Annotated in this window: 24 protein-coding genes and 1 riboswitch; of the genes, 12 read left to right on the top strand and 12 right to left on the bottom strand. The window is 73.8% G+C overall.

The features are described from left to right. Window positions 1–125 precede the first annotated feature (125 nt). Genes ACZ4W5_RS23380 through ACZ4W5_RS23370 form a run of 3 tightly spaced genes read right to left on the bottom strand, consistent with a single transcriptional unit; the run spans window position 126 to window position 3,795 of the window. Window positions 126–776 carry a bifunctional 4-hydroxy-2-oxoglutarate aldolase/2-dehydro-3-deoxy-phosphogluconate aldolase gene (locus tag ACZ4W5_RS23380; RefSeq protein ID WP_465656639.1) on the bottom strand — a complete coding sequence of 217 codons (651 nt, stop codon included), beginning with the start codon at window positions 774–776 and terminating at the stop codon, window positions 126–128. After that, window positions 773–2,443: an N-acyl-D-amino-acid deacylase family protein gene (locus ACZ4W5_RS23375; protein WP_465656637.1), complete on the bottom strand. Its 1,671-nt coding sequence runs from the start codon at window positions 2,441–2,443 to the stop codon at window positions 773–775. The genes ACZ4W5_RS23380 and ACZ4W5_RS23375 overlap by 4 nt, the downstream gene beginning before the upstream one ends. Further along, on the bottom strand, window positions 2,443–3,795 hold the full coding sequence (locus ACZ4W5_RS23370) for an alanine racemase (RefSeq protein ID WP_465656635.1): 1,353 nt from the start codon (window positions 3,793–3,795) through the stop codon (window positions 2,443–2,445). Before ACZ4W5_RS23370 ends, ACZ4W5_RS23375 begins: the two co-directional genes overlap by 1 nt. Window positions 3,796–3,948: 153 nt before the next feature. Between ACZ4W5_RS23370 and ACZ4W5_RS23365 the strand changes: the two genes are divergently transcribed. The 4 genes from ACZ4W5_RS23365 to ACZ4W5_RS23350 all read left to right on the top strand — a co-directional run bounded on the left by ACZ4W5_RS23365 (window position 3,949) and on the right by ACZ4W5_RS23350 (window position 7,224). Then, window positions 3,949–5,073, top strand: coding sequence for a sugar kinase (locus ACZ4W5_RS23365; RefSeq protein ID WP_465656633.1), 1,125 nt, complete (start codon window positions 3,949–3,951; stop codon window positions 5,071–5,073). A gap of 37 nt (window positions 5,074–5,110) precedes the next feature. Next, complete coding sequence (locus ACZ4W5_RS23360; protein WP_360242376.1) at window positions 5,111–5,860, top strand: IclR family transcriptional regulator; 750 nt, start codon at window positions 5,111–5,113, stop codon at window positions 5,858–5,860. 68 nt (window positions 5,861–5,928) lie between these two features. After that, a complete protein-coding gene (locus ACZ4W5_RS23355; RefSeq protein ID WP_360242373.1) occupies window positions 5,929–6,339 on the top strand; it encodes a RidA family protein in 411 nt (136 codons plus the stop codon). Window positions 6,340–6,498: 159 nt separating this feature from the next. Next, window positions 6,499–7,224, top strand: coding sequence for a DUF2470 domain-containing protein (locus tag ACZ4W5_RS23350; RefSeq protein WP_360242370.1), 726 nt, complete (start codon window positions 6,499–6,501; stop codon window positions 7,222–7,224). Window positions 7,225–7,480: 256 nt separating this feature from the next. On the opposite strand, the gene ACZ4W5_RS23345 is transcribed toward ACZ4W5_RS23350, so the two are convergent. Next, window positions 7,481–8,446, bottom strand: coding sequence for a M23 family metallopeptidase (locus ACZ4W5_RS23345; protein ID WP_360242367.1), 966 nt, complete (start codon window positions 8,444–8,446; stop codon window positions 7,481–7,483). Between the two features lie 2 nt (window positions 8,447–8,448). After that, a riboswitch (cyclic di-AMP (ydaO/yuaA leader) is annotated at window positions 8,449–8,631 on the bottom strand. Between the two features lie 397 nt (window positions 8,632–9,028). Here ACZ4W5_RS23345 and ACZ4W5_RS23340 point away from each other — a divergent pair. Next, window positions 9,029–10,486 (top strand): MFS transporter, encoded by a 1,458-nt coding sequence (locus ACZ4W5_RS23340; RefSeq protein ID WP_465656675.1) that lies wholly within the window; start codon window positions 9,029–9,031, stop codon window positions 10,484–10,486. Between the two features lie 23 nt (window positions 10,487–10,509). Here ACZ4W5_RS23340 and purB read toward each other — a convergent pair whose 3' ends face one another. From purB to ACZ4W5_RS23320, 4 genes are all read right to left on the bottom strand, one after another. Next, window positions 10,510–11,940: an adenylosuccinate lyase gene (gene purB / locus ACZ4W5_RS23335; protein WP_360242361.1), complete on the bottom strand. Its 1,431-nt coding sequence runs from the start codon at window positions 11,938–11,940 to the stop codon at window positions 10,510–10,512. 72 nt (window positions 11,941–12,012) lie between these two features. Continuing rightward, on the bottom strand, window positions 12,013–12,468 hold the full coding sequence (locus ACZ4W5_RS23330) for a MarR family winged helix-turn-helix transcriptional regulator (protein WP_360242359.1): 456 nt from the start codon (window positions 12,466–12,468) through the stop codon (window positions 12,013–12,015). Between the two features lie 107 nt (window positions 12,469–12,575). Beyond that, window positions 12,576–12,992: a DUF3037 domain-containing protein gene (locus ACZ4W5_RS23325; protein ID WP_402491017.1), complete on the bottom strand. Its 417-nt coding sequence runs from the start codon at window positions 12,990–12,992 to the stop codon at window positions 12,576–12,578. Next, a complete protein-coding gene (locus ACZ4W5_RS23320) occupies window positions 12,989–13,744 on the bottom strand; it encodes a HipA family kinase (protein ID WP_465656628.1) in 756 nt (251 codons plus the stop codon). Before ACZ4W5_RS23320 ends, ACZ4W5_RS23325 begins: the two co-directional genes overlap by 4 nt. A 205-nt stretch (window positions 13,745–13,949) precedes the next feature. On the opposite strand from ACZ4W5_RS23320, the gene ACZ4W5_RS23315 reads away from it, so the two are divergent. After that, window positions 13,950–15,308, top strand: coding sequence for an NAD(P)/FAD-dependent oxidoreductase (locus ACZ4W5_RS23315; protein ID WP_360242350.1), 1,359 nt, complete (start codon window positions 13,950–13,952; stop codon window positions 15,306–15,308). 111 nt (window positions 15,309–15,419) lie between these two features. Here ACZ4W5_RS23315 and ACZ4W5_RS23310 read toward each other — a convergent pair whose 3' ends face one another. Together ACZ4W5_RS23310 and ACZ4W5_RS23305 are read right to left on the bottom strand one after the other, a co-directional pair. Beyond that, window positions 15,420–16,622, bottom strand: a complete 1,203-nt coding sequence (locus tag ACZ4W5_RS23310) for a GDSL-type esterase/lipase family protein (protein ID WP_465656625.1) — start codon at window positions 16,620–16,622, stop codon at window positions 15,420–15,422. Between the two features lie 156 nt (window positions 16,623–16,778). Continuing rightward, entirely contained in the window at window positions 16,779–18,116 is a 1,338-nt protein-coding gene (locus ACZ4W5_RS23305; protein ID WP_465656623.1) for an aminotransferase class I/II-fold pyridoxal phosphate-dependent enzyme, read from the bottom strand. 34 nt (window positions 18,117–18,150) lie between these two features. Between ACZ4W5_RS23305 and ACZ4W5_RS23300 the strand changes: the two genes are divergently transcribed. The 6 genes from ACZ4W5_RS23300 to ACZ4W5_RS23275 all read left to right on the top strand — a co-directional run bounded on the left by ACZ4W5_RS23300 (window position 18,151) and on the right by ACZ4W5_RS23275 (window position 23,883). Next, window positions 18,151–18,843 (top strand): pyridoxamine 5'-phosphate oxidase family protein, encoded by a 693-nt coding sequence (locus ACZ4W5_RS23300; RefSeq protein ID WP_465656621.1) that lies wholly within the window; start codon window positions 18,151–18,153, stop codon window positions 18,841–18,843. A 13-nt stretch (window positions 18,844–18,856) separates the two neighbouring features. Next, a complete protein-coding gene (locus ACZ4W5_RS23295) occupies window positions 18,857–19,576 on the top strand; it encodes an FMN-binding negative transcriptional regulator (protein ID WP_465656619.1) in 720 nt (239 codons plus the stop codon). A 113-nt stretch (window positions 19,577–19,689) separates the two neighbouring features. Then, window positions 19,690–21,102, top strand: a complete 1,413-nt coding sequence (locus tag ACZ4W5_RS23290; RefSeq protein ID WP_465656617.1) for a sugar porter family MFS transporter — start codon at window positions 19,690–19,692, stop codon at window positions 21,100–21,102. Window positions 21,103–21,177: 75 nt separating this feature from the next. Further along, the gene (locus ACZ4W5_RS23285; protein WP_465656615.1) at window positions 21,178–21,879 is read left to right on the top strand and encodes a dienelactone hydrolase family protein; all 702 of its coding nucleotides are present in this window, start codon (window positions 21,178–21,180) and stop codon (window positions 21,877–21,879) included. A gap of 93 nt (window positions 21,880–21,972) precedes the next feature. Beyond that, the gene (locus tag ACZ4W5_RS23280; RefSeq protein ID WP_465656614.1) at window positions 21,973–23,247 is read left to right on the top strand and encodes an MFS transporter; all 1,275 of its coding nucleotides are present in this window, start codon (window positions 21,973–21,975) and stop codon (window positions 23,245–23,247) included. A 99-nt stretch (window positions 23,248–23,346) separates the two neighbouring features. Further along, complete coding sequence (locus ACZ4W5_RS23275; RefSeq protein WP_465656613.1) at window positions 23,347–23,883, top strand: HAD domain-containing protein; 537 nt, start codon at window positions 23,347–23,349, stop codon at window positions 23,881–23,883. On the opposite strand, the gene ACZ4W5_RS23270 is transcribed toward ACZ4W5_RS23275, so the two are convergent. Both ACZ4W5_RS23270 and ACZ4W5_RS23265 read right to left on the bottom strand, forming a co-directional pair. Further along, a complete protein-coding gene (locus ACZ4W5_RS23270) occupies window positions 23,861–24,649 on the bottom strand; it encodes a CPBP family intramembrane glutamic endopeptidase (protein ID WP_465656611.1) in 789 nt (262 codons plus the stop codon). The two genes, ACZ4W5_RS23275 and ACZ4W5_RS23270, sit on opposite strands and share 23 nt — an antisense overlap. A 76-nt stretch (window positions 24,650–24,725) precedes the next feature. Next, window positions 24,726–26,231: a glutamate-cysteine ligase family protein gene (locus tag ACZ4W5_RS23265; protein WP_360242321.1), complete on the bottom strand. Its 1,506-nt coding sequence runs from the start codon at window positions 26,229–26,231 to the stop codon at window positions 24,726–24,728. Between the last annotated feature and the right edge of the window lie 46 nt (window positions 26,232–26,277).

Here is a 26,277-nt window from a genome sequence, read left to right as displayed (position 1 = left end):
ATCGATTCTCGTCCGATCCCGTCCGTCCCGACAGCCCGCCGTGCACCTTCACCGAACCGCCGCCGGACCGCCGCCGGAGCGACGCCGGGCCGATGGCGGGCGCGAACCCCGCTCCGCAGGAGCCGCTACGTTCCCGCCGCGCAGGCCCGGGTGAACGCCCGGGCCCGCCTGGTGATCTCCGCCCAGTCCCCCGCCTCCACCACCGCCGGGGGCACCACGTCCGTCCCCGCGCACACCGCGAGCGCCCCCTGCGCCAGGAACTCGGCCGCGTTGCCCGCGTTCACCCCGCCCGAGGCCACCAACGGCACGTCGGGGTACGGGCCGCGCAGGTCCTTGAAGTAGCCGGGGCCGAACGACCGGGCCGGGAAGATCTTGACGGCGGCCGCCCCCAGATCGACCGCCCGGGCCACCTCGGTGGGGGTCAGCGCCCCCAGCACCACCGGCACCCCGCGCGCCCGTCCGACCTCGGCGACCTCGGGCCGGCAGCCGGGGGTGACCAGGAAGGAGGCCCCGGCGTCGATCCCCCGCCCGGCCTGCTCGGCGGTCAGCACCGTGCCGACGCCGACCCGCCACCCGGCCGCCGAGGCACGTTCCAGATGGTCCGTCACCTTCGGCGTGGTGTAGGTGAATTCGGTGAGGTTGATGCCGCCCTCGGCGAGTGCGGCGCACAGTGCGGCGGCGTCCGGGATCCGGGGTGCGCGGACCACCGCGATCACCGGGTCGTTCCGCAGCTCGGAGAGCGCTTTCGTGCTGTGCCCAGCGTTCGTGGCGTTCATCGGGCCACCGTTCCTCGATCGGTGCGGCGCAGGGCGCGCCCGGGCCGGGCGCCGGTGGTGCGACCCTGCCGGACGACGGCGGTGCCGTTGACGTACACGTACTCGATCCCCCCGGCGGGCAGCCGGGGTTGCTCGAAGGTGGCGGTGTCCCGGACCCGTTCGGGGTCCAGCAGCACCAGGTCGGCGTGGTACCCGGGGGCGATCCGGCCGCGCCGGTCCAGCCCCAGCCGGGCGGCGGGCCGGCCGGTCATCCGGGTGATCGCCTGCTCCAGGGTAAGCACGCCCAACTCCCGTCCGTAGTGGCCGAGGTAGCGCGGGAAGGTGCCCCAGGCACGCGGGTGCGGCCGGGCCCCGACGAGCAGGCCGTCACTGCCCACGGTGTGGGCGGGGTGGCGCATCACCGCCCGGACGTTCTCCTCGTGCCCGACGTGCTGGAGCACGGTGGTGGCCAACTCGTCGCGGCGCAGCAGGTCGAGGAAGACCTCCGTCCCGCCGACTCCCCGCTCGGCGGCCAGGTCGGCGACCGTCCGTCCGACGGTCGGCGCGAGGTCGGCCGCGCGGACGCCGGAGATCTGGACGGTCGCCCAGTCGGCGACCACGCCGTGGCAGCCGTCGCTGCCGGTCCGCTCCATCGCGTACCGGATCCGCTCGCACGCGGCCGGGTCCGCGAGCCGGGCCAGGGTGGCGCCGGGGCCGCCCTCGGTCGCCCAACTCGGCAGCAGGGCAGCCAGGGTGGTGGAACCGGGCAGGTAGGGGTAGCTGTCCAGGGTGAGGTCGACGCCGTCCGCGAGCGCCCGGTCGACCAGTTCCAGGAACTCGCCGGCCCGGCCCCGGTTGACGCCGAAGTTCATCGTGGCGTGGGTCAGGTGCAGCGCACAGCCGGACCGCCGGGCGATCTCCACCATCTCCGCGTAGCCCGCCAAGGCGCCCTTCCCGTACGAGCGCTGGTGCGGGGCGTGGAAGCCGCCGTAGGCCGCGACCACGGTGCACAGCGCGACCAGCTCGGCGGTGTCCGCGTACATCCCGGGGGTGTAGCTGAGGCCGCTGGACATGCCGACCGCCCCGTCCAGCAGGCCCTGCGCCAACACCTGGCGCATCCGGTCGAGTTCGGCCGGGGTGGGCGGGCGGTTGTCCCAGCCCATGGCGAGCATCCGCAGCGAGCCGTGCGGGACCAGGTAGCAGGCGTTGACGGCGACCCGGGTGCGGTCGATCCGGTCCAGGTACCCGCCGACGTCGCGCCAGTCCCAGTCGAAGCCCGCCGGATCACCGTTCCAGCCGGCCAGTTGGCGGCGCAGCGCGGGCAGGGTGGTGTCGTCCACCGGGGCGTAGGACAGGCCGTCCTGGCCGAGCACCTCGCAGGTGACGCCCTGGGTGACCTTGGCCGGGTGCTCGGGTTCGAGCAGCAGGGCGAGGTCGGAGTGGGCGTGCATGTCGATGAAGCCGGGGGCGAGCACCAGGCCGTCGGCGTCCACCACGGCGCCTCCGCCGAGGCCCGCACCGATCTCGGTGATCACTCCGTCGGCGATCCGCACGTCCGCCCGGTAGCGGTCGGCGCCCGTCCCGTCGACGACCGTGGCCCCTTTGAAGACCGTCGCCCCCTTGACCACGGTCGCACCAGCGGAGACGGTCGCTCCGCCGGGGCCGGTCGCTCTCTCCCCCGTCGTCATCAGAAGAACGTCCTGACCAGCCCGGTGACCTTCGGCTCGGCCTCGTCCGCCGAGTCCAGCACCGGGATCGCGGTCCACTTGTCGAAGGCCGTGCACGGGTGGGAGACACCGAGCCGCAGCACCGCGCCGATCGGTGCGAGGTCGCCCGCGTCGCGGAGGAAGGCGTGCTGGTCGTTGAGCGCGGTGATCCGGGCCGCCGTACCGGTCAACGCCACTCCGCCGCGCACCAGTTGCGGCTCGGGCAGGCCCTCGTCGAAGGGCAGGTCGCGCTTGCCCGCGTCCAGCAGCGCGAGTTGCGGCTCGGGCCGGGAGGCCACCCGGGCCCAGCCGTGCAACGCACCGCGGAACGGGGTCGGCCCGCCGCCCCGGGCGAGCGGGGAGATGCCCCGGTAGAACCCGTCGTCGTGGGCGATGTACGCGCCCGAGCGGAGCACCACCAGCGCCTCCGGCAGGGCAGCCAACTCCTCGACCACCAGGTCGAAGTAGGCGCTGCCACCGGCCGACACCACCGGTGGCGCGCCGTCCGGGTAGGCCCCGGCGAGCCGGCCGTGCAGCTCGCCGAGCGCTTTCAGGTAACCGCGGACGGCGGCCAGTCCCTCGGCGGTGGCGTCGTGCGCGAGGGCGCCCTCATAGCCGCCGACGCCGGCCAGTCGCAGAGTGGGGGCGCGCAGCACGGCGGCGGCGACCTCGACGGCGGCGTCCACGCCGCGCACGCCGGTCCGCCCGCCCGGGCCGCCGAGTTCGACCAGCACCTCGACCGGCCGCTCGGCCCCGGCGTCGCGCAGCGCCTCGTCCATCAGCCGTACGCCCTCGGTGGAGTCGGTCCAGCAGAGGAAGCCGAAGCCCGGGTCGGCGGTCAGTTCGGCGGCGAGCCAGGCGAGTCCGGCCGGGTCGAGCAGGGTGTTGGCGAGCAGGATCCGCTGGACGCCGAAGGCGCGGGCGACCCGCACCTGCGGCAGGTTGGCGAGGGTGATCCCGTGGCTGCCGGCGGCGAGTTGGGCCTGCCAGAGCTGGGGCGCCATGGTGGTCTTGCCGTGCGGGGAGAGCACGACACCGGCCTTGGCGCACCAGTCGGCCATGGTGCGGACGTTGTGGTCGAGCGCGGCTCCGTCGAGGGTGAGCAGCGGGGTGCCGAGGGAGGAGAGGGTCGGCCCGGTGGCGAGCCAGTCGCGGACGGTGCGGCCCCAACTCTCCGGCGGGGCGGCCTTGAACCGCCAGTCGAGGGTCTCGTCGGCGAGCGCCGCGACCGCCCCCTCGGCGATGCCGGGCCCGTCCGCGCCGCTCGCGAAGGTGCCACCGCTCGCGAAGGTGCCACCGCTCGCGAAGGTGCCGCCCCCGAAGGTCTGCTCCACCGTCTTCCTCCATCCGCCATGTTGCAACATGTGCAACGAGGGTTGCACATGCTGGCAACACGGTTCTAGCATCGGCGCCGGATCACGGTCAACGGAGTCGAACCCCACCGTCCAAGGTCGACACACCGCCGCCGCAGACGAGGAGCCCAGCAGATGCCGCCACAGGACCACCCGGGGCCCGACCGCCCCGGCCCTCCCCCGACGGCCGTGTGCGTGGGCGAGTCGATGGCCGTGCTCCTGCCCGACCGCCCCGGCCCGCTGGAGTCCGTGGACGCCTTCCGGCTGTCCGTCGGCGGCGCCGAGTCCAACGTGGCCGGGGCCCTGGCCGCGCTCGGCGTGCCGACCGCCTGGATCAGCCGGGTCGGCGACGACGGCTTCGGCCGCCGCCTGCTCGCCGAGCTCGCCGCCCGCGGCGTGGACGTCTCCGGCGTCGCCGTCGACCCGCACCGCCCGACCGGCCTCTACCTCAAGGAGGTCGGCGGCACCACCGGCCACCGGCACGACCTCGGCCCCGGCCGCAGCCGGCTGCACTACCACCGGCGCGGCTCCGCGGCCGCAGCCCTCTCCCCCGCACTGCTCACCGACCCGGCCGCCGCCGGCCTGCTGACCGGCGCCCGCCTGCTGCACCTGTCCGGCATCACCGCCGCGCTCTCCGACGACTGCCTCGCCCTGCTGCGCGCCCTGCTCGCCGACCCCCGCCCCGGGCGGCTGGTCAGCTTCGACCTCAACTGGCGCCCCGCGCTCTGGCGGGACCGCGACCCGGCCGTACTGCCGCCGCTGCTGGACGCCGCCGACCTGCTGCTGCTCGGCGCCGACGAGGCCCAGGCCGCCTTCGGCACCGACGAGCCCGCCGCACTTCGCCGCCGCTTCCCCTCACCCGCCACCGTGGTGGTCAAGGACGCCGCCCGGCTGGTCACCGCCCTGGAGCGGGACGGCACCGTCGTCGCCGAACCGGCCCTGACCGTCGAGGTGGTGGAGGCGACCGGCGCGGGCGACGCCTTCGCGGCCGGCTACCTGGCCGGCACCCTCCGCGCCCTGGACCAGCGCCGCCGGCTGCGGCTGGGCCACCTGAGCGCGGCCTGCGCGCTGACCGCGCACGGCGACCAGGCCGAGCTGCCGCCCGCCCCGGTGCTGACCGCGCTGCTCGACGCCTCCCCTACAGACTGGGCCGCCACCCGGGTCAGCGCCGAGGGCATCGACTCCCCGGCCCTACCCGCCGCCGCCCGCCGCTGGCTGCGGAGGGCCGGGACGCGCGCCGACCGGGCCCCGGCACAATGAGCACCGACCCCCGCCACCCGACCGGAGCACGAGCCCGATGAGTCAGACCGTCACCCGCGCCCTGCGCATCCTCGCCGAACTCGGCGAGGGCGAACGCTCCCTCGACCAGTTGGCCGAGGTCCTCGGCGTGCACAAGACCACCGTGCTCCGACTGCTCCAGAGCCTGGAGGAGGAACGGTTCGTCTACCGCGACGCGGCCTACCGCTACCACCTCGGCGCCGGCCTGTTCGCCCTGTCCGGCCTCGCCCTGGAGCAGCGCGGCGTCCGCCGGATCGCCGCCCCGCACCTCGCCGAGCTGAACTCCGCCACCGGCCAGACCGTGCACCTGGCCGCCTACGAGGGCGGCGAGGTGGTCTACATCGACAAGTTCGACTCCCGGCACCCGGTCAGGATGTACTCCCGGATCGGCCTGCGCGCCGCCCTGCACAGCGCCGCCGTCTCCAAGGTCCTGCTGGCCGACCTCCCGCTGCCCGTACGCCGCCGGGTGGTGGCCGGGATCGACTTCACCCCGCACACCGAACGCACCCTCACCACGCCCGAGGCGCTGCTCGCCGAGCTGGAGAAGGTCGCCGCCCAGGGCTGGGCGCAGGACCACGCCGAGCACGAGGCCTTCATCAACTGCGTCGCCGCCCCGATCCGGGACGCCAGCGGCCGGGTGGTCGCCGCCGCCTCCATCTCCGTCCCGGACGTCGTCCTCCCGTACGAGCAGGTGCTGGACCTGCTCCCGCAGCTGCTCGCGACGGCCCGGGCCGTGTCGGCCGACTGCGGCTGCCCCGACCACAATTGACGAACCGCCCCAACCACAATTGACGAACCGTCAGCTAACCTTCACCACCGCAAGGAGCCCCGACCCCGATGTCCTCCGACAAGATCGAGATCCGCACCGACGGCGCCCCGGCCCCCGCCTGGATGTTCTCCCAGGGCGTCCGCAAGGGCCCGATCCTCCAGGTCTCCGGCCAGGGCCCGCAGGATCCGGCGACCGGCGAGTACCTCCACCACGGCGATGTGAAGGCGCAGACCCGCCGCACCCTGGAGAACGTCAAGGCCATCGTCGAGGCCGGCGGCGCCACCATCGAGGACGTGGTGATGTTCCGCGTCTACCTCACCAAGCGCGCCGACTTCCCGCTGATGAACGAGGTCTACGCCGAGTTCATCGAGGAGAACGTCAAGCCCGGCGGGGTGAAGCCGTGCCGCACCACGATCTTCGTCGAACTGCCGCAGGAGCCGATGCTGGTGGAGATCGACGCCCAGGCCGTCATCGCCTGACCCGCCACCACGACGCCCCGGGGATCCGGACGCCACCACGCGTCCGGACCCTCGCCGCATCTCCGCCCCCCTTCACACCTCCACGTCCCCACGCGCCCACTTGTCACACCTCCAGAGGGAGATTAGGTTAGGCTCACCTAACAAACAGGAGGTCCGTCCATGAGCCTCACCGCCGGCGACGCCGAGGTGCCCGAGCCCACCACCGCCGAACGGGTCCGCAGCCTGCTCAGCGCGACCTCCTCGCTCACCGTCCGCGCCCTCGGCGAGCGCCACGACCTGGACACCCCGGTCTCCGTCCACGGCTCCCGACTGCGCCTGCGCGCCCCGCTGGACGCCCCGCTCGTCGCGGCCCTCGCCAGCGCCACCGCCACCGACGGCCTGGCCGTCGTGCTCGACGTCACCGACGTCTCCCCCGTGGCGGTCCGCGACCGCATCCGCGCCCGGCTCACCCTGGCCGGCCGGCTGCACCTGGCCCACCTCGCCGACGACGGCCTCAGCGTCCACCTGCGGGTCGACGTCGCCCACGCCGTCCTCGCCACCCCGTACGGCACCGGCGCGCTCACCGCCGCCGACCTCGCCCTCGCCGCCCCGGACCCGCTGGCCCGGCACGAGGCCGCCCTGCTCACCCACCTGGCCGACGACCACGCCGACGCCCTCGACCTGCTCACCCGGCTGCTCGACCCGGCGCTGCTCACCCACGGCCCGGACGTCCGCCCGCTCGCCCTGGACCGCCACGGCCTGGTGCTGCGTCTGGACCACTCGCACGGCCACCGCGACGTCCGCCTGGTCTTCCCCGAACCCGCCCGCGACACCGAGGACTTCGGCCATCGGATGCACGACCTGCTGACCGCCGCCGAACACGACCTCCCGGCCCGCCGGAACTGACCCCCGCCCACCCCGGCCCGCCGGAACTGACCCCCGCCCACCCCAACCCGCTCCCCGAGCCGGGAAACGGCAGCGGCCGGCCCGGCCGTACGAGAGGTATCCCCGTACGGCCGGCCGGCCTTGGGCGTGTCCCGCGCCCAGGTCCACTGGTGCGGCGATCACCCGGTCGAGCGGTCACCCGACATGACCATCCCGGGCGGTCGATTCGCCCCGCATCAGCGGTGGTTCACACGTTCCTGCGGAAGGACCAGCAGGGTCAGAGCGCGACGCCGTGCGCCCGCAGGTAGGCGACCGGGTCGATGTCCGAGCCGTACTCCGGACCGGTACGGATCTCGAAGTGCAGGTGCGGGCCGGTCACGTTGCCGGTCGCACCGGAGAGGCCGAGCTGCTGGCCGACGGTGACGGTCTGACCGATGCTCACGCCGATCGAGGACAGGTGCGCGTACTGGGCGTACTTGCCGTCGGCGAGCTTGATCTCGACCTCGTTGCCGTAGGCGCCGCCGTTGCCGGCCTTCACCACGACACCGTTGGCGACGGCGCGCAGCGGGGTGCCGGTGGCGGCGACGAAGTCCTGGCCGGTGTGGTGGCCGGAGGCCCACATCGAGCCGGCCACGCCGTAGGCCTCACCCAGCACCGGGTTGGCGAGCGGGGCGACGTAGCCCGAGGTGGCGGCGACCGGGGCGGCGGTGACGGCCTGGGCCGGGGCGGCGGTCTGAACCTGGGTCTGCAGCTGGGCGCCGGGCTTGGCGGCCTCGGTCCGGACCTGCACCTGGGTGTCCGCGGCGGCGGAGGTGTCCTGGCCGGCCGGAGCGGCGGGCTTCGCCGGAGCGGCGGGCTTGGCCGGGGCAGCGGGCTTCGCGGCGTCAGCGGCGTGACCGGCGAGGGTCAGCTGCTGACCGGGGAAGATCAGGTTCGGGTTGGCACCGACCACCGAGCGGTTCTGCTCGTACAGCGCCTGCCAGCCGCCCTCGACGTGCTTGACGTCGGCGATCTTCGACAGGGAGTCACCGCTGACGACGCGGTAGCTCTGCTGGGCGGCCGGGGCGGCAGCCGGAGCGGCGGCCTCGGAGGCGGCCGGAGCGGTGGTGGCCGCCGGGGAGGTGTGCGCCTGGGCGCTGATCGCGGTCACGAGCGGCAGGACGAACGAGGCGCCGGTGACGGCGGTGGCGATGCCGATGCGGGCGGCACGGGGCAGGGCGATACGACGAGCCTGTGCAGGCATGGAATTTTCCTCTCCGACGCCTGCGAGGTGAGCTGTCGGGTTCGGGCTGGAGTTGCCCGGCCGCATGCGCGGCTTCACCCCAAGCCGGCCCTGGTGGTCCGCGCCCGAAAAGGCGCGAACTCCGGTCCGGCGACTTACCTGTGGGTCCCCCGCTCCTGCCGTACAGAGTTCGGTGCGAGCCACCGGGCAGCGGCAGGACTCGGCGTTCCACCCGGTGGATCCGTCCGGACTGGCCGGGCGGTCGCTGAACTAAAACTCATCCGTTCGGGTGAAGCAATGTCGATCTCTTGAATCGGCAACAAACTGCACCGCCGCCGTCACCCTCCGGATGATCCCCTGCACGGTCAGTGCACGATCCATTCACCCGGCGCCACTGATCCACCACCCTGCGCCGCGGGCACCACCCCCGTGCGACCGTCCGTTCACGCACCGCCACCGACCGACACACCACCCGGTGACCCTTGTCACGTGCGCCCCGGCGGGCGCAGGATTCGGCCCGTGGCCACCTCTCAAGCCGGCACTCTGCGCCTGGGCACCGCGCAGGGCCGCTGGGTACTCCTCGCGACCGTGCTCGGCTCCAGCATGGCGATGCTCGACGGCACCGTCGTCAACGTCGCCCTGCCGCGGATCGGCGCCGACCTCGGCGCCTCCCTCGCCTCCCTGCAATGGACCCTGAACGCCTATCTGCTCACCCTGGCCGGTCTGATCCTGCTCGGCGGCGCCCTCGGCGACCGCTACGGACGGCGCCGGGTCTTCCTGATCGGCGTGGTCTGGTTCGCCGTCGCCTCCGCGGCCTGCGCCGCGGCCCCGACCATCCACGTGCTGATCGCCGCCCGCGCCGTCCAGGGCATCGGCGGGGCGCTGCTCACCCCGGGCTCGCTCGCCATGCTCCAGGCGGTCTTCCACCCGGACGACCGCTCGGCGGCGGTCGGCCTCTGGTCCGGCCTGGGCGGGGTGTCGGCGGCCGTCGGCCCCTTCCTCGGCGGCTGGCTGGTGGACGGCCCCGGCTGGCGCTGGATCTTCCTGCTGAACCTGCCGCTGGCCGCCGCCGTGATCGCGGTGACCTCCCGTTACGTCCCGGAGAGCCGGGACGAGTCCGCCACCGGCCGCTTCGACGTACCCGGCGCCCTGCTCGCCGCCCTCGCGCTCGGCGCCGTCACCTACGCGCTCACCGCCGCCGGGGAGGGACTGTCCCCCGCCGTCTGGGTCACCGGTGCGCTCGGGCTGCTGCTGGCCGCCGCCTTCGTGGCCGTCGAGCGGCGCGCACCCGACCCGATGCTGCCGCTCGGACTGTTCTCCTCCCGGCTGTTCACCGCCGTGAACCTGGTCACCCTCTGCGTCTACGCGGCGTTCAGCGGGGTGTTCTTCCTCCTGGTGGTGCAGTTGCAGATCGTCTCGGGCTTCTCCCCGCTGGTCTCCGGCTTCGCCCTGGTGCCGATCACGCTGCTGATGCTGACCCTGTCCGCGCGCGCCGGGCGGCTCGGCAAGCGGATCGGCCCGCGCGTCCCGCTCACCGTCGGCCCGCTGCTGTGCGCCGCCGGGGTCCTGCTGATGCTGCGCACCGGCCCCGGCTCCTCCTACTGGGCGGACGTACTGCCCGCGGTCGCGGTGATGGGCTCCGGGATGACGCTGCTGGTCGCACCACTGACCGCCACCGTGCTGGCCGCCGTCGAGGTGCGGCACGCGGGCATCGCCAGCGGCGTCAACAACGCCGCCGCCCGCGCGGCCGGCCTGCTCGCGGTGGCCGCCCTGCCGGCCCTGGCCGGACTGAGCGGCGACGCCTACCGGGTGCCGTCCGCGGTGGACTCCGCCTTCCACACCGCGATGCTGATCTGCGCGGGCCTGCTGGCCGCCGGCGGGCTGATCGCCTTCGCCACCGTCCGGGGCAACGTGCTGGCGCCGGAGGAGGAGCGCCCGGTGGCCGAGCCGAACTGCGACTGGCCCTGCGCCACCACCACCCCGCCGCTCGACCCGGGCCGCCCCCGGACGCACGAGGGCCCCGCCACCGGAACGGCGGCAGGGCCCTCGTCGGAGAACTGACGCCAGGTCAGTTCAACGGAGTGTCAGAGGATGTCACCCGGAGCGTACTTGGCCGCCTCCGGGTAGGCCGCCGCGACGGCCTCCACCTGGCGGACGACCTCGGCGACCTGCGCCCCGGCCGCACCGGTGAAGGACAGCCGGTCGGCGAGCAGCGCGTCCAGCGCGGCCCGGTCCAGCGGGATCCGCTCGTCGGCGGCGAGGCGGTCCAGCAGCTCGTTCTCCCGGGCGCCGGCGCGCATCGCCAGCGCCGAGGCGACGGCGTGCTCCTTGATGACCTCGTGGCCGGTCTCCCGGCCGACGCCCGCGCGCACCGCGCCCATCAGCACCTTGGTGGTGGCCAGGAACGGCAGGTAGCGGTCCAGCTCGGCCTCGATCACGGCCGGGAAGGCGCCGAACTCGTCCAGGACGGTGAGGAAGGTCTCCAGCAGGCCGTCGAAGGCGAAGAAGGCGTCCGGCAGCGCGACCCGGCGCACCACGGAGCAGGAGACGTCGCCCTCGTTCCACTGGTCACCGGCCAGCTCGCCGGTCATCGACGCGTAGCCGCGCAGGATGACGGCCAGGCCGTTGACGCGCTCGCAGGAGCGGGTGTTCATCTTGTGCGGCATCGCGGAGGAGCCGACCTGGCCCTCCTTGAAGCCCTCCGTGACCAGCTCGTGGCCGGCCATCAGGCGGATGGTCTTGGCCAGGCTGGACGGCGCGGCGGCCAGCTGGACGAGGGCGGTGAGCACCTCGAAGTCCAGCGAGCGCGGGTAGACCTGGCCGACGCTGGTCAGCACATGGTCGAAGCCGAGGTGGCCGGCGACCCGGCGCTCCAGCTCGGCCAGCTTCTGGGTGTCGCCGCCGAGCAGGTCCAGCATGTCCTGGGCGGTGCCGACCGGGCCCTTGATCCCGCGCAGCGGGTAGCGGGCGATCAGCTCCTCCAGGCGGCGGAAGGCGACCAGCAGCTCGTCGGTGATCGACGCGAAGCGCTTGCCCAGGGTGGTGGCCTGCGCGGCCACGTTGTGCGAGCGGCCGGCCATGACCAGCTCGGAGTGCTGGGCGGACAGCTTGGCCAGGCGCACCAGGACGGCGACCGTGCGGTCCCGGACGTGCTCCAGGGACTGGCGGATCTGGAGCTGCTCGACGTTCTCGGTCAGGTCCCGGGACGTCATGCCCTTGTGGATCTGCTCGTGGCCGGCGAGCTCGCTGAACTCCTCGATCCGGGCCTTCACGTCGTGGCGGGTGACCCGCTCACGGGCGGCGATCGAGCCGAGGTCGACCTGGTCGATCACCCGCTCGTAGTCGGCGACGGCATTCGCGGGCACCTCGACACCGAGGTCCTGCTGGGCCTTCAGGACGGCGAGCCACAGGTGGCGCTCGAGGACCACCTTGTGCTCGGGGGACCACAGCTGGGCCAGGGTCGCCGAGGCGTACCGGGAGGCCAGGACATTGGGGATCTGGGGCTTCGCGCTCACGCTTCGCAAGCCTAACAGCCGAGGTCACGCGCCCTGCAGCCACCAACGCGCTACGCCCGTAGAGCCTTGGCGCTACTGCGGCGCAACCGTCCGGCCGGCCAGCACCGGCAGGACCTGCCGGCAGATCGAGTGCAGGGCGATCCGCTGCTCGTCGGTCATCGCCTCGAAGGCCTGGTGGGTGCGGGCCATCTCGCCGCGGATCCGGTTGAGGATCTCCCGGCCCTCGGCCGTGATCACCACGATCTTCACCCGGCGGTCACCGGCGGCCGCCTCCCGGTTGGCCAGGCCCAGCGTCTCCAGCCGGTCCACGATCCCGGTCACGTTCGACGCGTCGCAGCCCAGTCGCCCGGCCAGCGCGCGCATCGGCACCGGCTCCTGCACCGAGCCCAGCGCCTTGGCCTGGGAGGAGGACAGCCCGTGCCGGGCCGCGGCCGCCGCGAAGTCCTGGAAGTACGCGGCACCGACGGCGGCCAACGCCTCCATCAGCTCGGCGTTGGTCGGTACGGTCGTCGTCGAGATCGAACCCATGGGGCCAGCGTACGGCCGAGTGCTTCAGTAACTCAAGCTTTGACCACGGCAACCGTCGGCGAGCCGCCTCACAGCCACCCGTTCGGGGCGGGGGCGCAGCGGCAGGGTCAGAGCACCAGCTGGTCGAACAGCCGCCGCAGCTCGGCCTCCGGGTCCGCGGTCAGCCCGGTGTGCACCGGCCCCGGCTGGACGACGGCGCTGCGCGGCGCCGTCAACCAGCGGAACCGCTGCCCGGGGCTGTCCGCGGCCGCCGGACCGGCCTGCGGCCCGCCCAGGCAGACCGCCTCGATCCCCTGCAACGCCCGGCGCACCCCCTGGACGTCCGCGACCGGGTCCAGCGCCAGCAGCCGGGCCTGGTCCAGGTGGGTCCGCGCGCCCAGGTGGGCACTCTGCCGGCAGTACAGCAGCACCCCGACGTTCACGCACTCACCCCGCTCGACCCGCGGCACCGCCCTGATCACGGCGTACTCGTAGTCGTGCAGCTCCACGACGGCCGGCAGCGCGGCCGGCAGCGGCTCGGTCATACGGACACCTCCGGCAGCCAGTCCCGCGGACCGGCCAGTCGCTCGGTCAGCTGGGCGCGGTACGCGGCGCGCACGTCCTCGGGCGAGTCGAAACCGAACTCGTCCACCAGCCACACCTCGGGAATCCGCGCCACCGCCACCTCGACGGCCTCCTCCGCGATCGGCGCGAGCGCCTTGTCCGCCGCCGCCAGGTCCGGCCGGGCGCGCAGCAGCGCATGGTCGGAGGCGTCGTACGGGCGGCGCGCCCAGCCCGCGGCACCGGCCCAGTTGTGGTGGAAGATCAGGCTCGCGCCGTGGTCGATCAGGCGCAGCCCGCCGGTCGCCACCAGCAGGTTGGGGTTGCGCCAGGACCGGTCGACGTTGCCGATCAGCGCGTCGAACCAGAGCACCTGCCCGGCCAGTTCGGGATCCACCTCGAAGCAGAGCGGGTCGAAGTTCAGTGCCCCGCTGACGAAGGCCATCCCGAGGTTGGTCCCGCCGCTGGCCCGCATCTGGTCCTGGATCTGGTGGTCCGGCTCACTGCGCGCGAGCACCGGATCCAGGTCGACGGTCACCAGCTCCGGCACCGGCAGGCCCAGCCGCCGCCCCAGCTCGCCGGCCAGCACCTCCGCGACCAGCGCCTTCCGGCCCTGCGCGGCGCCGACCCATTTCAGCGCGTACAGCCGCCGGTCGTCGGCCTCGACCAGGCCCGGCATCGAGCCGCCTTCTCGCAGTGGCGTCACGTACCGGATCGCCGTCACCTCGGGGAGCACGACCGACAGCCTATCGGTGCCCCGCGCCGCCCCCGTACGCACCGGCCCGCGCCTCCCCGCCCCGCCTCGGCCCCCGACCTGAGCCCCCATCCGCCCCTCCTCCCCCCTCCGCCCCACCCCGGTGGCAGCCCCCGCTGCTCCGTGCGAGTGTGGCGGACAGTAATGGGGGCCTTCCGGTACGACCTGTACGGCAAAGGGATGAGCGATGGAACGACCTCGGATCCTGATCGTGGGCGGTGGCTTCGCAGGCCTGGAGTGCGCCCGCCGCCTCGAACGCAAGCTCTCGCCGTCGGAGGCCGAGATCACGCTGGTCACGCCGTTCAGCTACCAGCTCTACCTCCCCCTCCTCCCCCACGTCGCGGCCGGCGTCCTCACCCCCCAGTCCGTGGCGGTCTCCCTGCGCCGGAGCCTGCGCCGCACCCACATCGTCCCCGGCGGCGCCATCGGCGTGGACCCGGCCTCCCGGGTGTGCGTGGTCCGCAAGATCACCGACGAGGTGGTCGCGCAGAAGTACGACGCCCTGGTGCTCGCCCCCGGCAGCGTCACCCGCACCTTCGACATCCCCGGCCTGACCGACTACGCCCGCGGCATGAAGACGCTCGCGGAGGCGGCCTACGTCCGTGACCACGTGATCGCCCAACTCGACCTCGCCTCGGCCACCCTGGACCAGCGCGAGCGCGAGTCCCGGCTGCAGTTCGTGGTGGTCGGCGGCGGCTACGCGGGCACCGAGACGGCCGCCTGCCTGCAACGCCTCACCACCGCCGCCGCCCGCCGCTACCCGCGCCTGGACGCCCGCCAGATCAAGTGGCACCTCATCGACATCGCCCCCAAGCTGATGCCCGAACTGGGCGACGCCCTCGGCACGGCGGCCCTGGAGGTGCTGCGCGGCCGCGGCATCGAGGTGTCACTGGGCGTCTCGGTGGCCGAAGTCGGCGCCGAGACGGTCAAGTTCACCGACGGCCGGGTGATCCCCTGCCGCACCCTGATCTGGACGGCCGGTGTGGCCGCGAGCCCGCTGATCGGCACCCTGGACGCGGAGACGGTCCGCGGCCGGCTCGCGGTGACGGCGGAGATGCGGGTGCCGCAGTTCGAGGGCGTGTTCGCGCTCGGCGACGCGGCCGCCGTCCCCGACCTGGCCAAGGGCGACGGCGCGGTCTGTCCGCCGACCGCCCAGCACTCGGCCCGCCAGGGCCGCGCGGTGGCCGACAACGTGATCGCCTCGCTGCGCAGCCAGCCGCTGGCGCCGTACTACCACAAGGACCTCGGCCTGGTGGTCGACCTCGGCGGCAAGGACGCGGTGTCCAAGCCGGTGGGCATCGAACTGCGCGGTGTGCCGGCCCAGTTGGTGGCCCGCGGTTACCACCTGATGGCGATGCGCACCAATGCGGCGAAGTTCCGGGTGGGGGCGAACTGGCTGCTCAACGCGACCGCCGGGGACGACTTCGTCCGCACCGGCTTCCTGGCCCGCCAGCCCGCCCGACTGCAGGACTTCGAGTACACCGACGCCTATCTGACGAAGGATCAGGTCCGCGCCCACGCCCAGTCCCTGCTCGCCAAGGGCTGAGCCGGGAACTGGGTCAAGGGCTGAGCCGAGCACCGACCGGAGCAGCGCACCGAGCACCGCACCGCCGCCCCCGCCCGCACACTCCGGGCGAGGGGCGGCGGCACGCCCGCCTCACTCCGCCGTCAGGTACATCCCGCTCGCGTCCCGCCCGGCCGTGTTGTTGCACGCGTAGTTGCCGCTCGGCCGGGTCCACAGCTGCCCCAGACACGCGCCCAGCGCCTGCTGCCCGTAGTAGTTGGGGTGCATCGACTCCTGGAGCGCGCCCTGGCTGGTGTTGAGGCCGCCGTCCAGGAAGCGCGCCCACTCGCTGGTGGTCGCGGACGGGCCGGAGCCCGCACTCGGCTGCTGCGCGGCGGTGGAGCACACCTCACGGCCCTGGAGCATGTTGGAGAGGTCCAGGAACTGCGCCCCCTTTGCGGCCGCGACCCCCGCCAGCGCCTTGGAGATCTGCGGCACCATCGAGTCGCGCGCCCAGTCGGCGTCCCCGTCCCAGAACGGGCAGCCGCCGGTGTCCGACCGGCTCCAGCCGCTCTCCGGGTAGCGCATCTCGGCGCTGCGCGGGATCGGCGAGGGGTAGGACTGGAGCACCAGCCGGTAGTCGGAGCGCGCGTAGCCCGCGTTGGTCATGACGGCCCGGATCTCGTCGATCGCCTTGCCCACCCCGGCCATCGCGGCGGGCATCTTGGAGTCGATCTGGGACTGCGCCGAGCTGTGGCAGTACGAGTACCAGATCAGGTAGTCCTGCACGCAGTTGGAGATGATCCCGGAGAAGCCGAGGTCGTTGCCGCCGATCGACAGCGTGATCAGCTTGACGTTGTTCTGGGCCGCCACGGTGGCGAGTTGGTCGGCCTGCGGGGCCTCGCCCTTGAGGGACTGCCCGCCGTTGGCGGCGCGGAAGACATTGCCGGTGACGGCGCCCGAGCAGGCCAGGTTGATCTGCTTCTGGGCGACGCCCTGGGCGCCGAGCACCTCGGCGACGTCGGAGCGGTCGCACCCGCTGGCCGCCGTCGCGCCGTAGACCAGTGAGGGGTCGTACGAACTGCCGTTCCAGGCGCGGTCGGTGCCGGTCCGGTTCCCGCCGGAGTCAGCCGAGTTGCCCTTCCAACGGCCGGCCTCGCCGGAGATGTAGCTGTCGCCGAGCGTGACGCTCGCGGTCGGTCCGGCGGGCACGGCGGCCGGCGCGGCCGGGGCCGCCGAGGCGGGCGCGGCGAGGGCCAGCCCCGCCAGGGTCAGCGGCAGGGCGGCGGCTGCGGTGAGCAGTCGACGGCCGAGTCCAGGGGTGCTGCTGGTGCGGCTCGAACTGTTTTCGGGCACGGCGGAACTCCTGCGGCTCGGTCTCCCCGCGGGATGGGGGCGGGAAGACGCGTACGTGAGGGAAGGCCGCCGGCCGGTGGCGCACGAAAGATGGCATGGCCGCGCCGGTTACCGCTAGGTACGTGCAGCAGGTTTCCCGCTTCGTTACCGACGGGTTCAGACCAGCCGGGTGTCGGCACCGCCCGTTCCCAGGACCGCTGCCAGATCGCCGGCCAGCTCTTTTGCGCCCGCCCGGTCGAGTCCCGCGACGGTGAACCGCAGCCCGGGCGGCGACTGGATCCGGTACCGGGCCCCGGGCGCCGCGACCCAGCCGCGCTGCACCAGGGCGGCCAGCGCCGAGGTCTCGTCCGGCACCGGCACCCAGACGTTCAGCCCGCTCGCCCCGTGCGCCTCGATGCCGCGCGCCGCCAGCTCCGTCAGCAGCGCGTCCCGCCGCTCCCGGTAGGCGGCGGCCACGCTCGCGGCCGGCGCCGCGTCGGCGCGCCACAGCTCGGCGACGGTGCGCTGCAGCAGGTGGCTGACCCAGCCCGCGCCGAGCCGCAGCCGCCCGGCGACCCGCCCGACCGTCTCCCCGTCGCCGACCATCACCGACACCCGCAGGTCCGGCCCGTACGCCTTGGCCGCCGAGCGCACCACCGCCCAGTGCCGCGGCCCCGCGCCGACCAGCGGCCGGTACGGCTGGTCGACGATGCCGTGCCCGTGGTCGTCCTCGATCAGCAGCACCCCGGGGTGCTCGGCCAGGACGGCCCGCAGCGCCGCGGCCCGCGCCTCGCCGAGCGCCGCACCCGTGGGGTTCTGCGCCCGGCTGGTCACCACCACCGCACGGGCCCCGTCGGCCAGCGCCGCGGCCAGCGAGTCCGGCAGCGGCCCCTCGTCGTCCAGCCGTACGGGCAGCGGGCGCAGCCCCATCGCGGGCAGCAGGTCGAGCAGGCTGCCCCAGCCCGGGTCCTCGACCGCCACCGCGTCGCCGGGGCGCAGCCAGGCGACGAGCGTGCGCTCGATGGTGTCCAGTGCGCCGGAGGCGACGGCGATCGGGCCGCCGGGCAGTCCGTCGGCCTCGAAGGAGCTGCGGGCGAGTTCGAGCAGCCCTGGGTCGATCCGCGACTGCCCGTACAGCACGGGCTCGGCCCTGGCGGCCTCAGCGGCGGCCGCGAGGGCGGGGGCGAGATCGGGCAGCAGCGCCGGGTCGGGGTTGCCGGTGGAGAGGTCGCGGGCGCGTTCGGGAACCGGGATGCGGATCTGGTCGCGGGTGGTGAGCGCGGGCCGGGGCAGGATCCGGCTGCCCTTGCGGCCGGCCGTCTCGATCACGCCGCGGTCGCGCAGCAGCCGGTAGGCGGCGGCCACCGTGTTGGGGTTGACGCCGAGTTCGACCGCGAGCTCGCGCAGCGGGGGGAGCGGGGTTCCGGGCGCGAGCTGTCCGCTGCTCACACCCTGTTCGATGTGGGCCGCGATTTCGCTGGCGCGTCGCCCTTTCAGCGGATAGTCTCCTAGCACAAACCAGATTATGCACTAGTACATAGAGGTTGTCATGTCGACCACGCCGACGAACACCGAGAGCGCCGAGAGCACCGAGAGCACCGACTACGCCCGGACCCCCCGCACCACCCCCACCCGCTACAAGGACCGCGCCACCTGGGAACGGGAGGCGATCCACGCCATCCTCGACGAGGCCTACCTCTGCCACCTCGGCTTCGTCGTCGACGGCGCCCCGGTCGTCCTGCCCACGGTCTTCGCCCGGGTCGGCAGCCGGCTCTACGTCCACGGCTCCACCGGCAGCCGCCCGCTGCGCGGCGCCGCCGACGAGCAGGGCCTCCAGGTCTGCGTCACGGTCACCCACGTCGACGCCCTGGTGCTGACCAAGTCCGCGTTCAACCACTCGGTGAACTTCCGCTCGGTGGTCGCCCACGGCACCGCGTACCAGGTCACCGACCCCGAGGAGCTGGACGTCGCGCTGGCCGCGCTGGTCGACCAGGTCGTCCCCGGCCGCTCCGGCGAGATCCGCCCGGCCAACCCCAAGGAGCTCGCCGCCACCGCCGTGATCCGGCTGGAACTGGACGAGGTCTCGGCGAAGACCCGCTCGGACGACGCCGGCGACGACCCGGCCGACGCCGACCTGCCGTACTGGTCCGGTCTCGTCCCGGTCAGCACCGCCTACGGCGCCCCCGAGCCGCACGACCCGACCATCCCGCTGCCCGCGCACATGCGCCGCTACCCCCGCTGAGGAAGGCCCTCCGATGCTGATCAGGTCCTGGGACCGCGGCGACGAGGAGGAGTGGCGCGCCTGGCTGGCCGAGGGCCGCGACTTCGGCCTGCTCGCCGCCAACGGCGGCCCCGACGAGGGCCCGGTGCTCGTCCCCACCCACTTCCTGCTGGACGAGGAGCGCGGCGAGATCCTGCTCCACCTCGCCGCGCCCAACCCGCTGCTGGCCGCCGTCCGCGCCGACCCGAACGTCACCCTGGCGGTCACCGACGGCTACGCCTTCGCCCCCGGCCACTGGCGCGGCGAGCCCGGCACGCCCACCAGCTACTACGCCTCGGTGCACTTCCACTGCACCGCCGAGGTGGTGGAGTCCGCCGAGGGCAAGGCGGAGATCCTCAACCGCCAGCTGGCGCACTTCCAGCCGGAGACCCCCGAGGTCCGGGTGGTCCCCGGCGGGACGGAGTTCGGCCGGCTGCTGCCCGGCCTGCGCGGGCTCCGCCTGACGGTCCGCGAGGTGCGCGCCAAGTTCAAGTACGACGACAAGAAGCCGGCCGCCGAGCAGGCCGCGATCGCCGGGCGTTTGGCCGCCCGCGCGGACGCCCCCGCGCTCCGTCGTGACCAGGACGCCGCCGCCCGCGCCCAGTTGCTGCGACGCCACCAACGGCGCCAGGAACGGCGCCAGCAGCAGCGCACAGAACGGCTCACAGAACGGCGCACCGAGCGGCGCACGGCCACCGCGCGCGCCGCCGACTGACTCCGTTTCACCCGATCGGTCCCCAACTCGGGCGGGGCGGCCGCCGCGCTGCTCGAATGTGAGACGAGTCCTGCCCAGCCGTCGGGGCGGGCCCGTCCACCCGGGGAGCGCGCGTGTCCACAATCCACCACCAGCGGGCCTCCGGCGAGGCCCACCTCGGGCACGTGATCTTCATCTCGGCGGCCGCCGCGATGGGCGGCTTCCTGTTCGGCTACGACAGCGCCGTGATCAACGGCGCCGTGACGGGCATCCAGAAGCACTTCGCGGTGGGCCACGGCACCACCGCCTTCGTGGTGGCCATCGCGCTGCTCGGCTCGGCCGCCGGCGCGGTGGTCGCCGGCCGGCTGGCCGACCACTTCGGCCGGGTGCGCACCATGCTGCTGGCCGCCGTGCTGTTCGCGGCCAGCGGCATCGGCTCGATGTTCCCGCCGAACATCGAGGCCCTCGCCACCTGGCGCGTGGTCGGCGGCGTCGCGATCGGCATCGCCTCGGTGATCGCGCCGACCTACATCGCCGAGGTCGCGCCGACCGCCTACCGCGGCCGGCTCGCCTCCTTCCAGCAGATGGCGATCGTGCTCGGCATCACCATCTCCCAGCTCGCCAACTACGCGCTCAACCAGGCCGCCGGCGGCGAGTCCACCGGCCATCTCGGCGGCATCCAGGCCTGGCAGTGGATGCTCGGCGTCGAGACCATCCCGGCGCTGGTCTACGGGCTGATGGCGCTCTCCATCCCGGAGTCGCCGCGCTTCCTGATCGCCGACCACCGCGAGGAGCAGGCCCGCAAGGTGCTGGTCGAGGTCGAGGGCGAGGGCGTCGACCTGGACGCCCGGGTCGCCGAGATCCGCGCGGTGCTGGAATCCACCCACAAGCCCCGGCCCAAGGACCTGCTCGGCGGCCGCTTCGGCCTGCTGCCGATCGTCTGGATCGGCATCGGCGCCTCGGTGTTCCAGCAGTTCGTCGGCATCAACGTGATCTTCTACTACTCGTCCTTCCTCTGGCAGTCGGTCGGCATCAACGAGTCCAACTCGCTGCTGATCAGCCTCTCCACCTCGATCATCAACGTGATCGGCACGGTGATCGCGATGGCCCTGGTGGACCGGATCGGCCGCAAGCCGCTCGCCCTGGCCGGCTCGATCGGCATGGCGGCCGCACTGTCCATCGCCGCCTGGGCGTTCTCCTACCGGCACGGCACCGGCGACACCGCGACCCTGGACAACACCCACGCCACCGTCGCCCTGGTCGCCGCCCACGTGTTCGTGCTCTGCTTCGCCTTCTCCTGGGGCGTGGTGGTCTGGGTGCTGCTCGGCGAGATGTTCCCCAACCGGATCCGGGCACTGGCCCTGTCGGTCGCGGCCTCGGCCCAGTGGATCGCCAACTGGGCGATCACGGTCAGCTTCCCGGACCTCGCCGACTGGAACCTCTCCGCGACGTACATCATCTACGCGGCCTTCGCGCTGCTCTCGATCCCGTTCGTGGCCTTCTGCATCAAGGAGACCAAGGGCCGCGCCCTGGAGGAGATGGGCTGACCGGCCGTACCCTCCCGCTCCCCCCGCCGCACCCGGCCCGACCCGCCGAACGGCCCGACCCACCGAGAGGAAGCCATGCCTGACCAGGGCGGTCCTCGGCAGAACGTCAGCTTCCCGAGCAACGGCCGCACCGCACACGGGTACCTGGCCCGCCCTCCGCAGGGCGTCGGACCGGGCCTGGTGGTGGTGCAGGAGTGGTGGGGGCTCACCTCGCACATCGCGGACATGGCCGACCGCTTCGCCGCCGAGGGCTTCACCGTGCTGGCCCCCGACCTCTTCGGCGGCACCACCACCCACGACCGCGCCGAGGCGGCCCGGCTCAAACGCGAACTCCCGGTCGAACGGGCCGTCGAGGACCTCGGCGGCGCCGTCGACCACCTGCTGGCGCTGGACGGCGTGGTCGGCGACGCGGTCGGCGTGGTCGGCTTCTGCATGGGCGGCGGCTTCGCCCTGATGCTGGCCGCCCGGGCCGGCGACGCGGTGGCCGCCGTGGTCCCCTTCTACGGCCTCCCGGCGGACCCGGACTTCGACTACCGCGGCCTCACCGCCCACGTCCTCGGCCACTTCGGCGAACTCGACGGCTCGATCCCGATGGCCGCCGTGGACGAGGCGGCGATCCGGATCGGCGAGGCCACCGACGTCCGCCCCGAGATCCACTTCTACCCGGCCGGACACGCCTTCATGAACGACGAGAACCTGCTGGGCACCTACGACGCCCTCCAGGCCCGGATCGCCTGGCGCCGCACCCTCACCTTCCTCTGGGGCCACCTGGGCTGACGCCCCGCCCCACCGGCCGCGGCGCCCCGCCCCGACCGGTTCGGGTGCGAAATTCGGATGACACCGCTACGGACTCCGACCATAGTCACCCGGGTGCCGACCCCACACCCCCGCCGCCTCACCTGGGCGAGCCGCAACTTCCGCATCCAGACCGCCGCCACCGTGATCAGCGGCCTCGGCAACGCCGGCGCCCCCATCGCGACCGCCTTCGCCGTCCTCGGCAACGGCGGCGGCGCCACCGAGGTGGGCTACGTCACCGCCGCGCGGCTGCTGCCCACCGTGCTGTTCCTGCTGGTCGGCGGCACCCTCGCCGACCGGCTGCCGCGCCACCACGTGATGGTCGCCGCCAACCTGTTCAGCGGCGCCTCCCAGGCCGTCCTGGCCGCCCTGGTGCTGGCCGGGAACGTCCAGCTGTGGCAGCTGCTGCTGCTCTCGGCCGCCGGCGGCGCCGGCTACGCCCTCTACTCCCCCGCGGCCGGCGGCATGATCATGCAGGCCGTCCCCCAGGAGCACGCCGCCCGCGCCTTCGCGGTCTTCCGGATGGGCCTGAACGCCTCCCAGATCGGCGGCGCCGCCCTCGGCGGGGCGCTCACCGCCGCCGTCGGCCCCGGCTGGGTGCTCGCGCTGGACGCCCTCTGCTTCCTGATCGCCGCCTCGCTGCGCTTCTTCCTGGAGCCCGAGTCCGCGCCCGCCCCCTCCGGCGGCGGCATGCTGCGCGACCTGCGCGAGGGCTGGCGGGAGTTCTCCTCCCGCCGCTGGCTGTGGGTGATCGTGCTGCAGTTCGCCGTGGTGGTGGCCTGCATCAACACCGTCGAGTCGGTGTACGGGCCGACGGTGGCCGACGAACGCCTGGGCGGCGCGGGCGCCTGGGGCGCGGCGATGTCCGCGTACGGCGTCGGCCTGGTCGTCACCGGCCTGCTGATGGCCCGTTGGCGCCCCCGCCGGATCCTGCTGGTCGGCAACTGGGGCGTGTTCCTGTTCGGCGCCCCGGCCCTCGCCCTGGCCGCCGGCGCCCCGCTGCCGCTGCTGATCGCCGCGATGTTCGTGTCCGGGGTCGGTGTCACGGTCTTCGGCGTCAACTGGATGGTCGTGCTCCAGCAGGAGATCCCGGAGGAGATGTTCTCCCGGGTCTCCGCGTACGACGAGCTCGGCTCCTACTCGCTGGCCCCGGTCGGCACCGCGCTGGCCGGCCCGGCCGCGGCCGTACTCGGCCTGTCCGGCGCGCTGTGGGCCTGCGCCGCGCTGTGCCTGCTGCTGAGCGCCGTCGTCCTGATCGACCCGCAGATCCGCCGGCTCTCCCGCCGCGACCCGCGCGGAAGCACCCCGGACGCACCGGTGCCCGCCGGAGAACCCGCGCCCGCGCCGTGAGCGCCCTGTGCGCCCCGCGTGCGCCCGCCGGAAAGCAACCATCGGGGCCGACGGTTCGTCCGACCGGGTAGGTAGATCCATCCACTTGGGGGCCCACCGGTGCCGAAGCCACTGCTGTTCCTGGACGTCGACGGGGTGCTGAACCCGGTCTGTCCGCATCCGGACGCCGGGTTCGACGCCCACACCCTGCTCGGCTACGCCGTCCTGCTCTCCGCCGAGCACGGTGCCTGGCTGCGCGAACTCGCCGGGACGTACGAGCTGGTCTGGGCCACCACCTGGGAGGAGCACGCCAACACCCACATCGCCCCGGCGATCGGCCTGGACCCGCTGCCCTTCGTCCGCTTCACCGGGTACGTCCCCCAACCCGGCGACCCGCACGTCCCGTTGATGCAGCTGTTCTCGGCCCGCAAGTGGGCCCCGCTGCTGCGCTACGCCGAGGGCCGTCCGTTCGCCTGGGTGGACGACGTCATCCCGTCCCGGCTGGTCCGCCGCTCGCAGTGGCGCCGGGACCGCCTGCTGCTGCCGATCGACCCCGGCCAGGGCCTGGAGCGCCGGCACGTCGACCGGCTGCTCGCCCGCCCGCCGCGCAGCCAGTCCCTGCCGGGATCACCGGTCACGGGGTCGGCAGCCAGCTGATGTGCCCGGCGAGCAGCGCGTACCCGACGAAGGCCACCGTGTCGATCAGCGCGTGCGCCGCCACCAGCGGCATCACCCGGCCCCAGCGCCGGTACAGCAGGCAGAACACCGCCCCCATCACCATGTTGCCGACCAGCCCGCCGACCCCCTGGTACAGGTGGTACGAGCCGCGCAGCACCGAGCTGGCCGCCACCACCGCCGGCCACGACCACCCCTGCTGCCCCAGGCGGCGCAGCAGGTAGCCGAGGACGACGACCTCCTCCAGGATGGCGTTCTGCCAGGCCGACAGCACCAGCACCGGCACCCGCCACCAGACGTCCGGCAGTCCGGAGGGCGCCACCGTCAGGTTGTACCCGGCCGCCTGCGAGGCCAGGTACAGCGCCAGCCCGGAGCCGCCGATCGCCGCCGCGACGGCCGCGCCCCGGCCGAGGTCGCGCAGCTTCTCCCGCAGGTCGAAGCCCAGCACCCGCAGCGAGGTGCCCTCGCGCACCAGCAGGTAGCCGACCAGCACCACCGGCATCAGCCCGCGCCCGATGTAGTACAGCTGCCAGACCAGGTCCAGCCAGGGCCGCCCGGGCGCGCGCGAGCCGTTCAGGGTGGCGACCTGCTGCCCGAGCTGGAGCGGTGCGGTGAGCGAGCCCGCGAAGCTGATCAGCGCGCTGATCCCGCTGGCCCCGAGCGAGAGGCCGAGGACGACCAGCAGTTCCACGCCGAGCAGGCGTCGGTCGGGCTGCGCGGTCTCCGGCGCGGTCGGGCGGGTCGTCACGGGTGCTCCAGCGGACGGACGGTCGCCCCGGTCGTCGGCCGACGACCGGGGCGATCATCCTGACACAGCGGCGGGCTCAGCCCACCGGCCAGGTGTGCACCGGTTCGCCGCCGCGCATGTGCTCGGCGTAGCGCCTGGTCATCGCGGCGAGCGCGGCCGGGCGGTCCATGCCGTACTGCTCGCGCAGCCGGTGGAAGGTGGCGCTCTGCCAGGCGGCGCCGTTGGTGCGGCGCAGGCAGCGCTGCTCGATGATCCCCAGGTAACGGTCCCGGTCGGCGGGCTCCACGCCCCACTCGTCCAGCCCCTGGTAGGCCATCGGCAGCAGTTCGTTGAGCACCAGGTCGACCGCCGACACCGTCTGCAGCCCGCCGCCGCGGCCGGCCCGGCCGGGGCGCGGCCACTGGAACACCGCGTCGATGCCGTACCGGGCGCCCTGGCGGAAGTTCTCGTCCGCCCGCTCGAACGGCAGCCGGGTCCAGACCGGCCGGGGCTGCTCGGCGAGCACCCGCACCAGCCCGTAGTAGAAGGCGGCGTTGGCCAGTGTGTCGGCCACCGTCGGCCCGGCCGGCAGCGCCCGGTTCTCCACCCGGAGGTGCGCGACCCCGCCGGAGACGTCGTACACCGGGCGGTTCCAGCGGTAGATGGTGCCGTTGTGCAGCCGCATCTCGGCGAGCCTGGGCGCGCCGCCGGAGGCCAGCACCTTGAGCGGGTCCTCGTCGTCGCAGATCGGCAGCAGCGCCGGGAAGTAGCGCAGGTTCTCCTCGAACAGGTCGTACGCCGAGTCCACCCAGCGCTCGCCGAACCAGGTGATCGGGCGCACACCCTGGGCCTTGAGCTCCGCCGAACGGGTGTCACAGGCCTGCTGGAAGAGCACCGGACGGGTCTCCCGCCACAGCTCCCGCCCGAACAGGAAGGGGGAGTTGGCGCCGAGCGCGAGCTGCGGCCCGCAGATCGCCTGGGCGGCGTTCCACACCGAGGAGAACCGCTGCGGGGTCACCTGGAGGTGCAGTTGCAGCGAGGTCGCGGCGGCCTCGGCGACCATCGTGACGGACTCCAGCTGGAGGTGCTCCACGCCCTCGATGTCCAGCGCGATGTCCTCCCCCCGGGCGGCCAGTATCTGGTCGCTGAGCAGGCTGTACCGCTGGTTGTGGCTCATCGCGTCCAGCCCGGTGTGGTCGTTCTCCAGGGTCGGCAGGATGCCCACCATGACGATCCGGGCGCCGGCCTCGGCCGCCTGCCGGTCGGCGTACCGCAGGCCGGTGTCGATCTCCTCGCGCAGTTCCTCGAAGACGTGCCCGCAGAGCCGGTGCGGCACGATGTTGACCTCGATGTTGAACTGGCCCAGCTCGGTCTGGAAGTCGCTGGACCCGATCGCACTCAGCACCTGGGCGTTGCGCATGACCGGCAGACCCTGTTCGTCGGCCAGGTTGAGCTCGATCTCCAGCCCCATCACGGCCCGCGGCCGGTCGAAGCGGTCCTCGCGCAGCATCCGCCCGAGCGCGTCGAGGCAGGCCTGGAGCTTGAGCCGGTACTGCTGCCGGTCCGCCAGATCCGCCCGTGTCGCCACGACCTTCTCGCCCACGGTCCCCTCCTCCTGAGACACCCGGCCGGTCGACCGTGCCAGCATC

This window comes from Kitasatospora sp. NPDC029367, from assembly GCF_055569135.1.
Note: the sequence above shows the minus strand (reverse complement) of the source record. Positions and strands in the feature narration are given on the sequence as shown.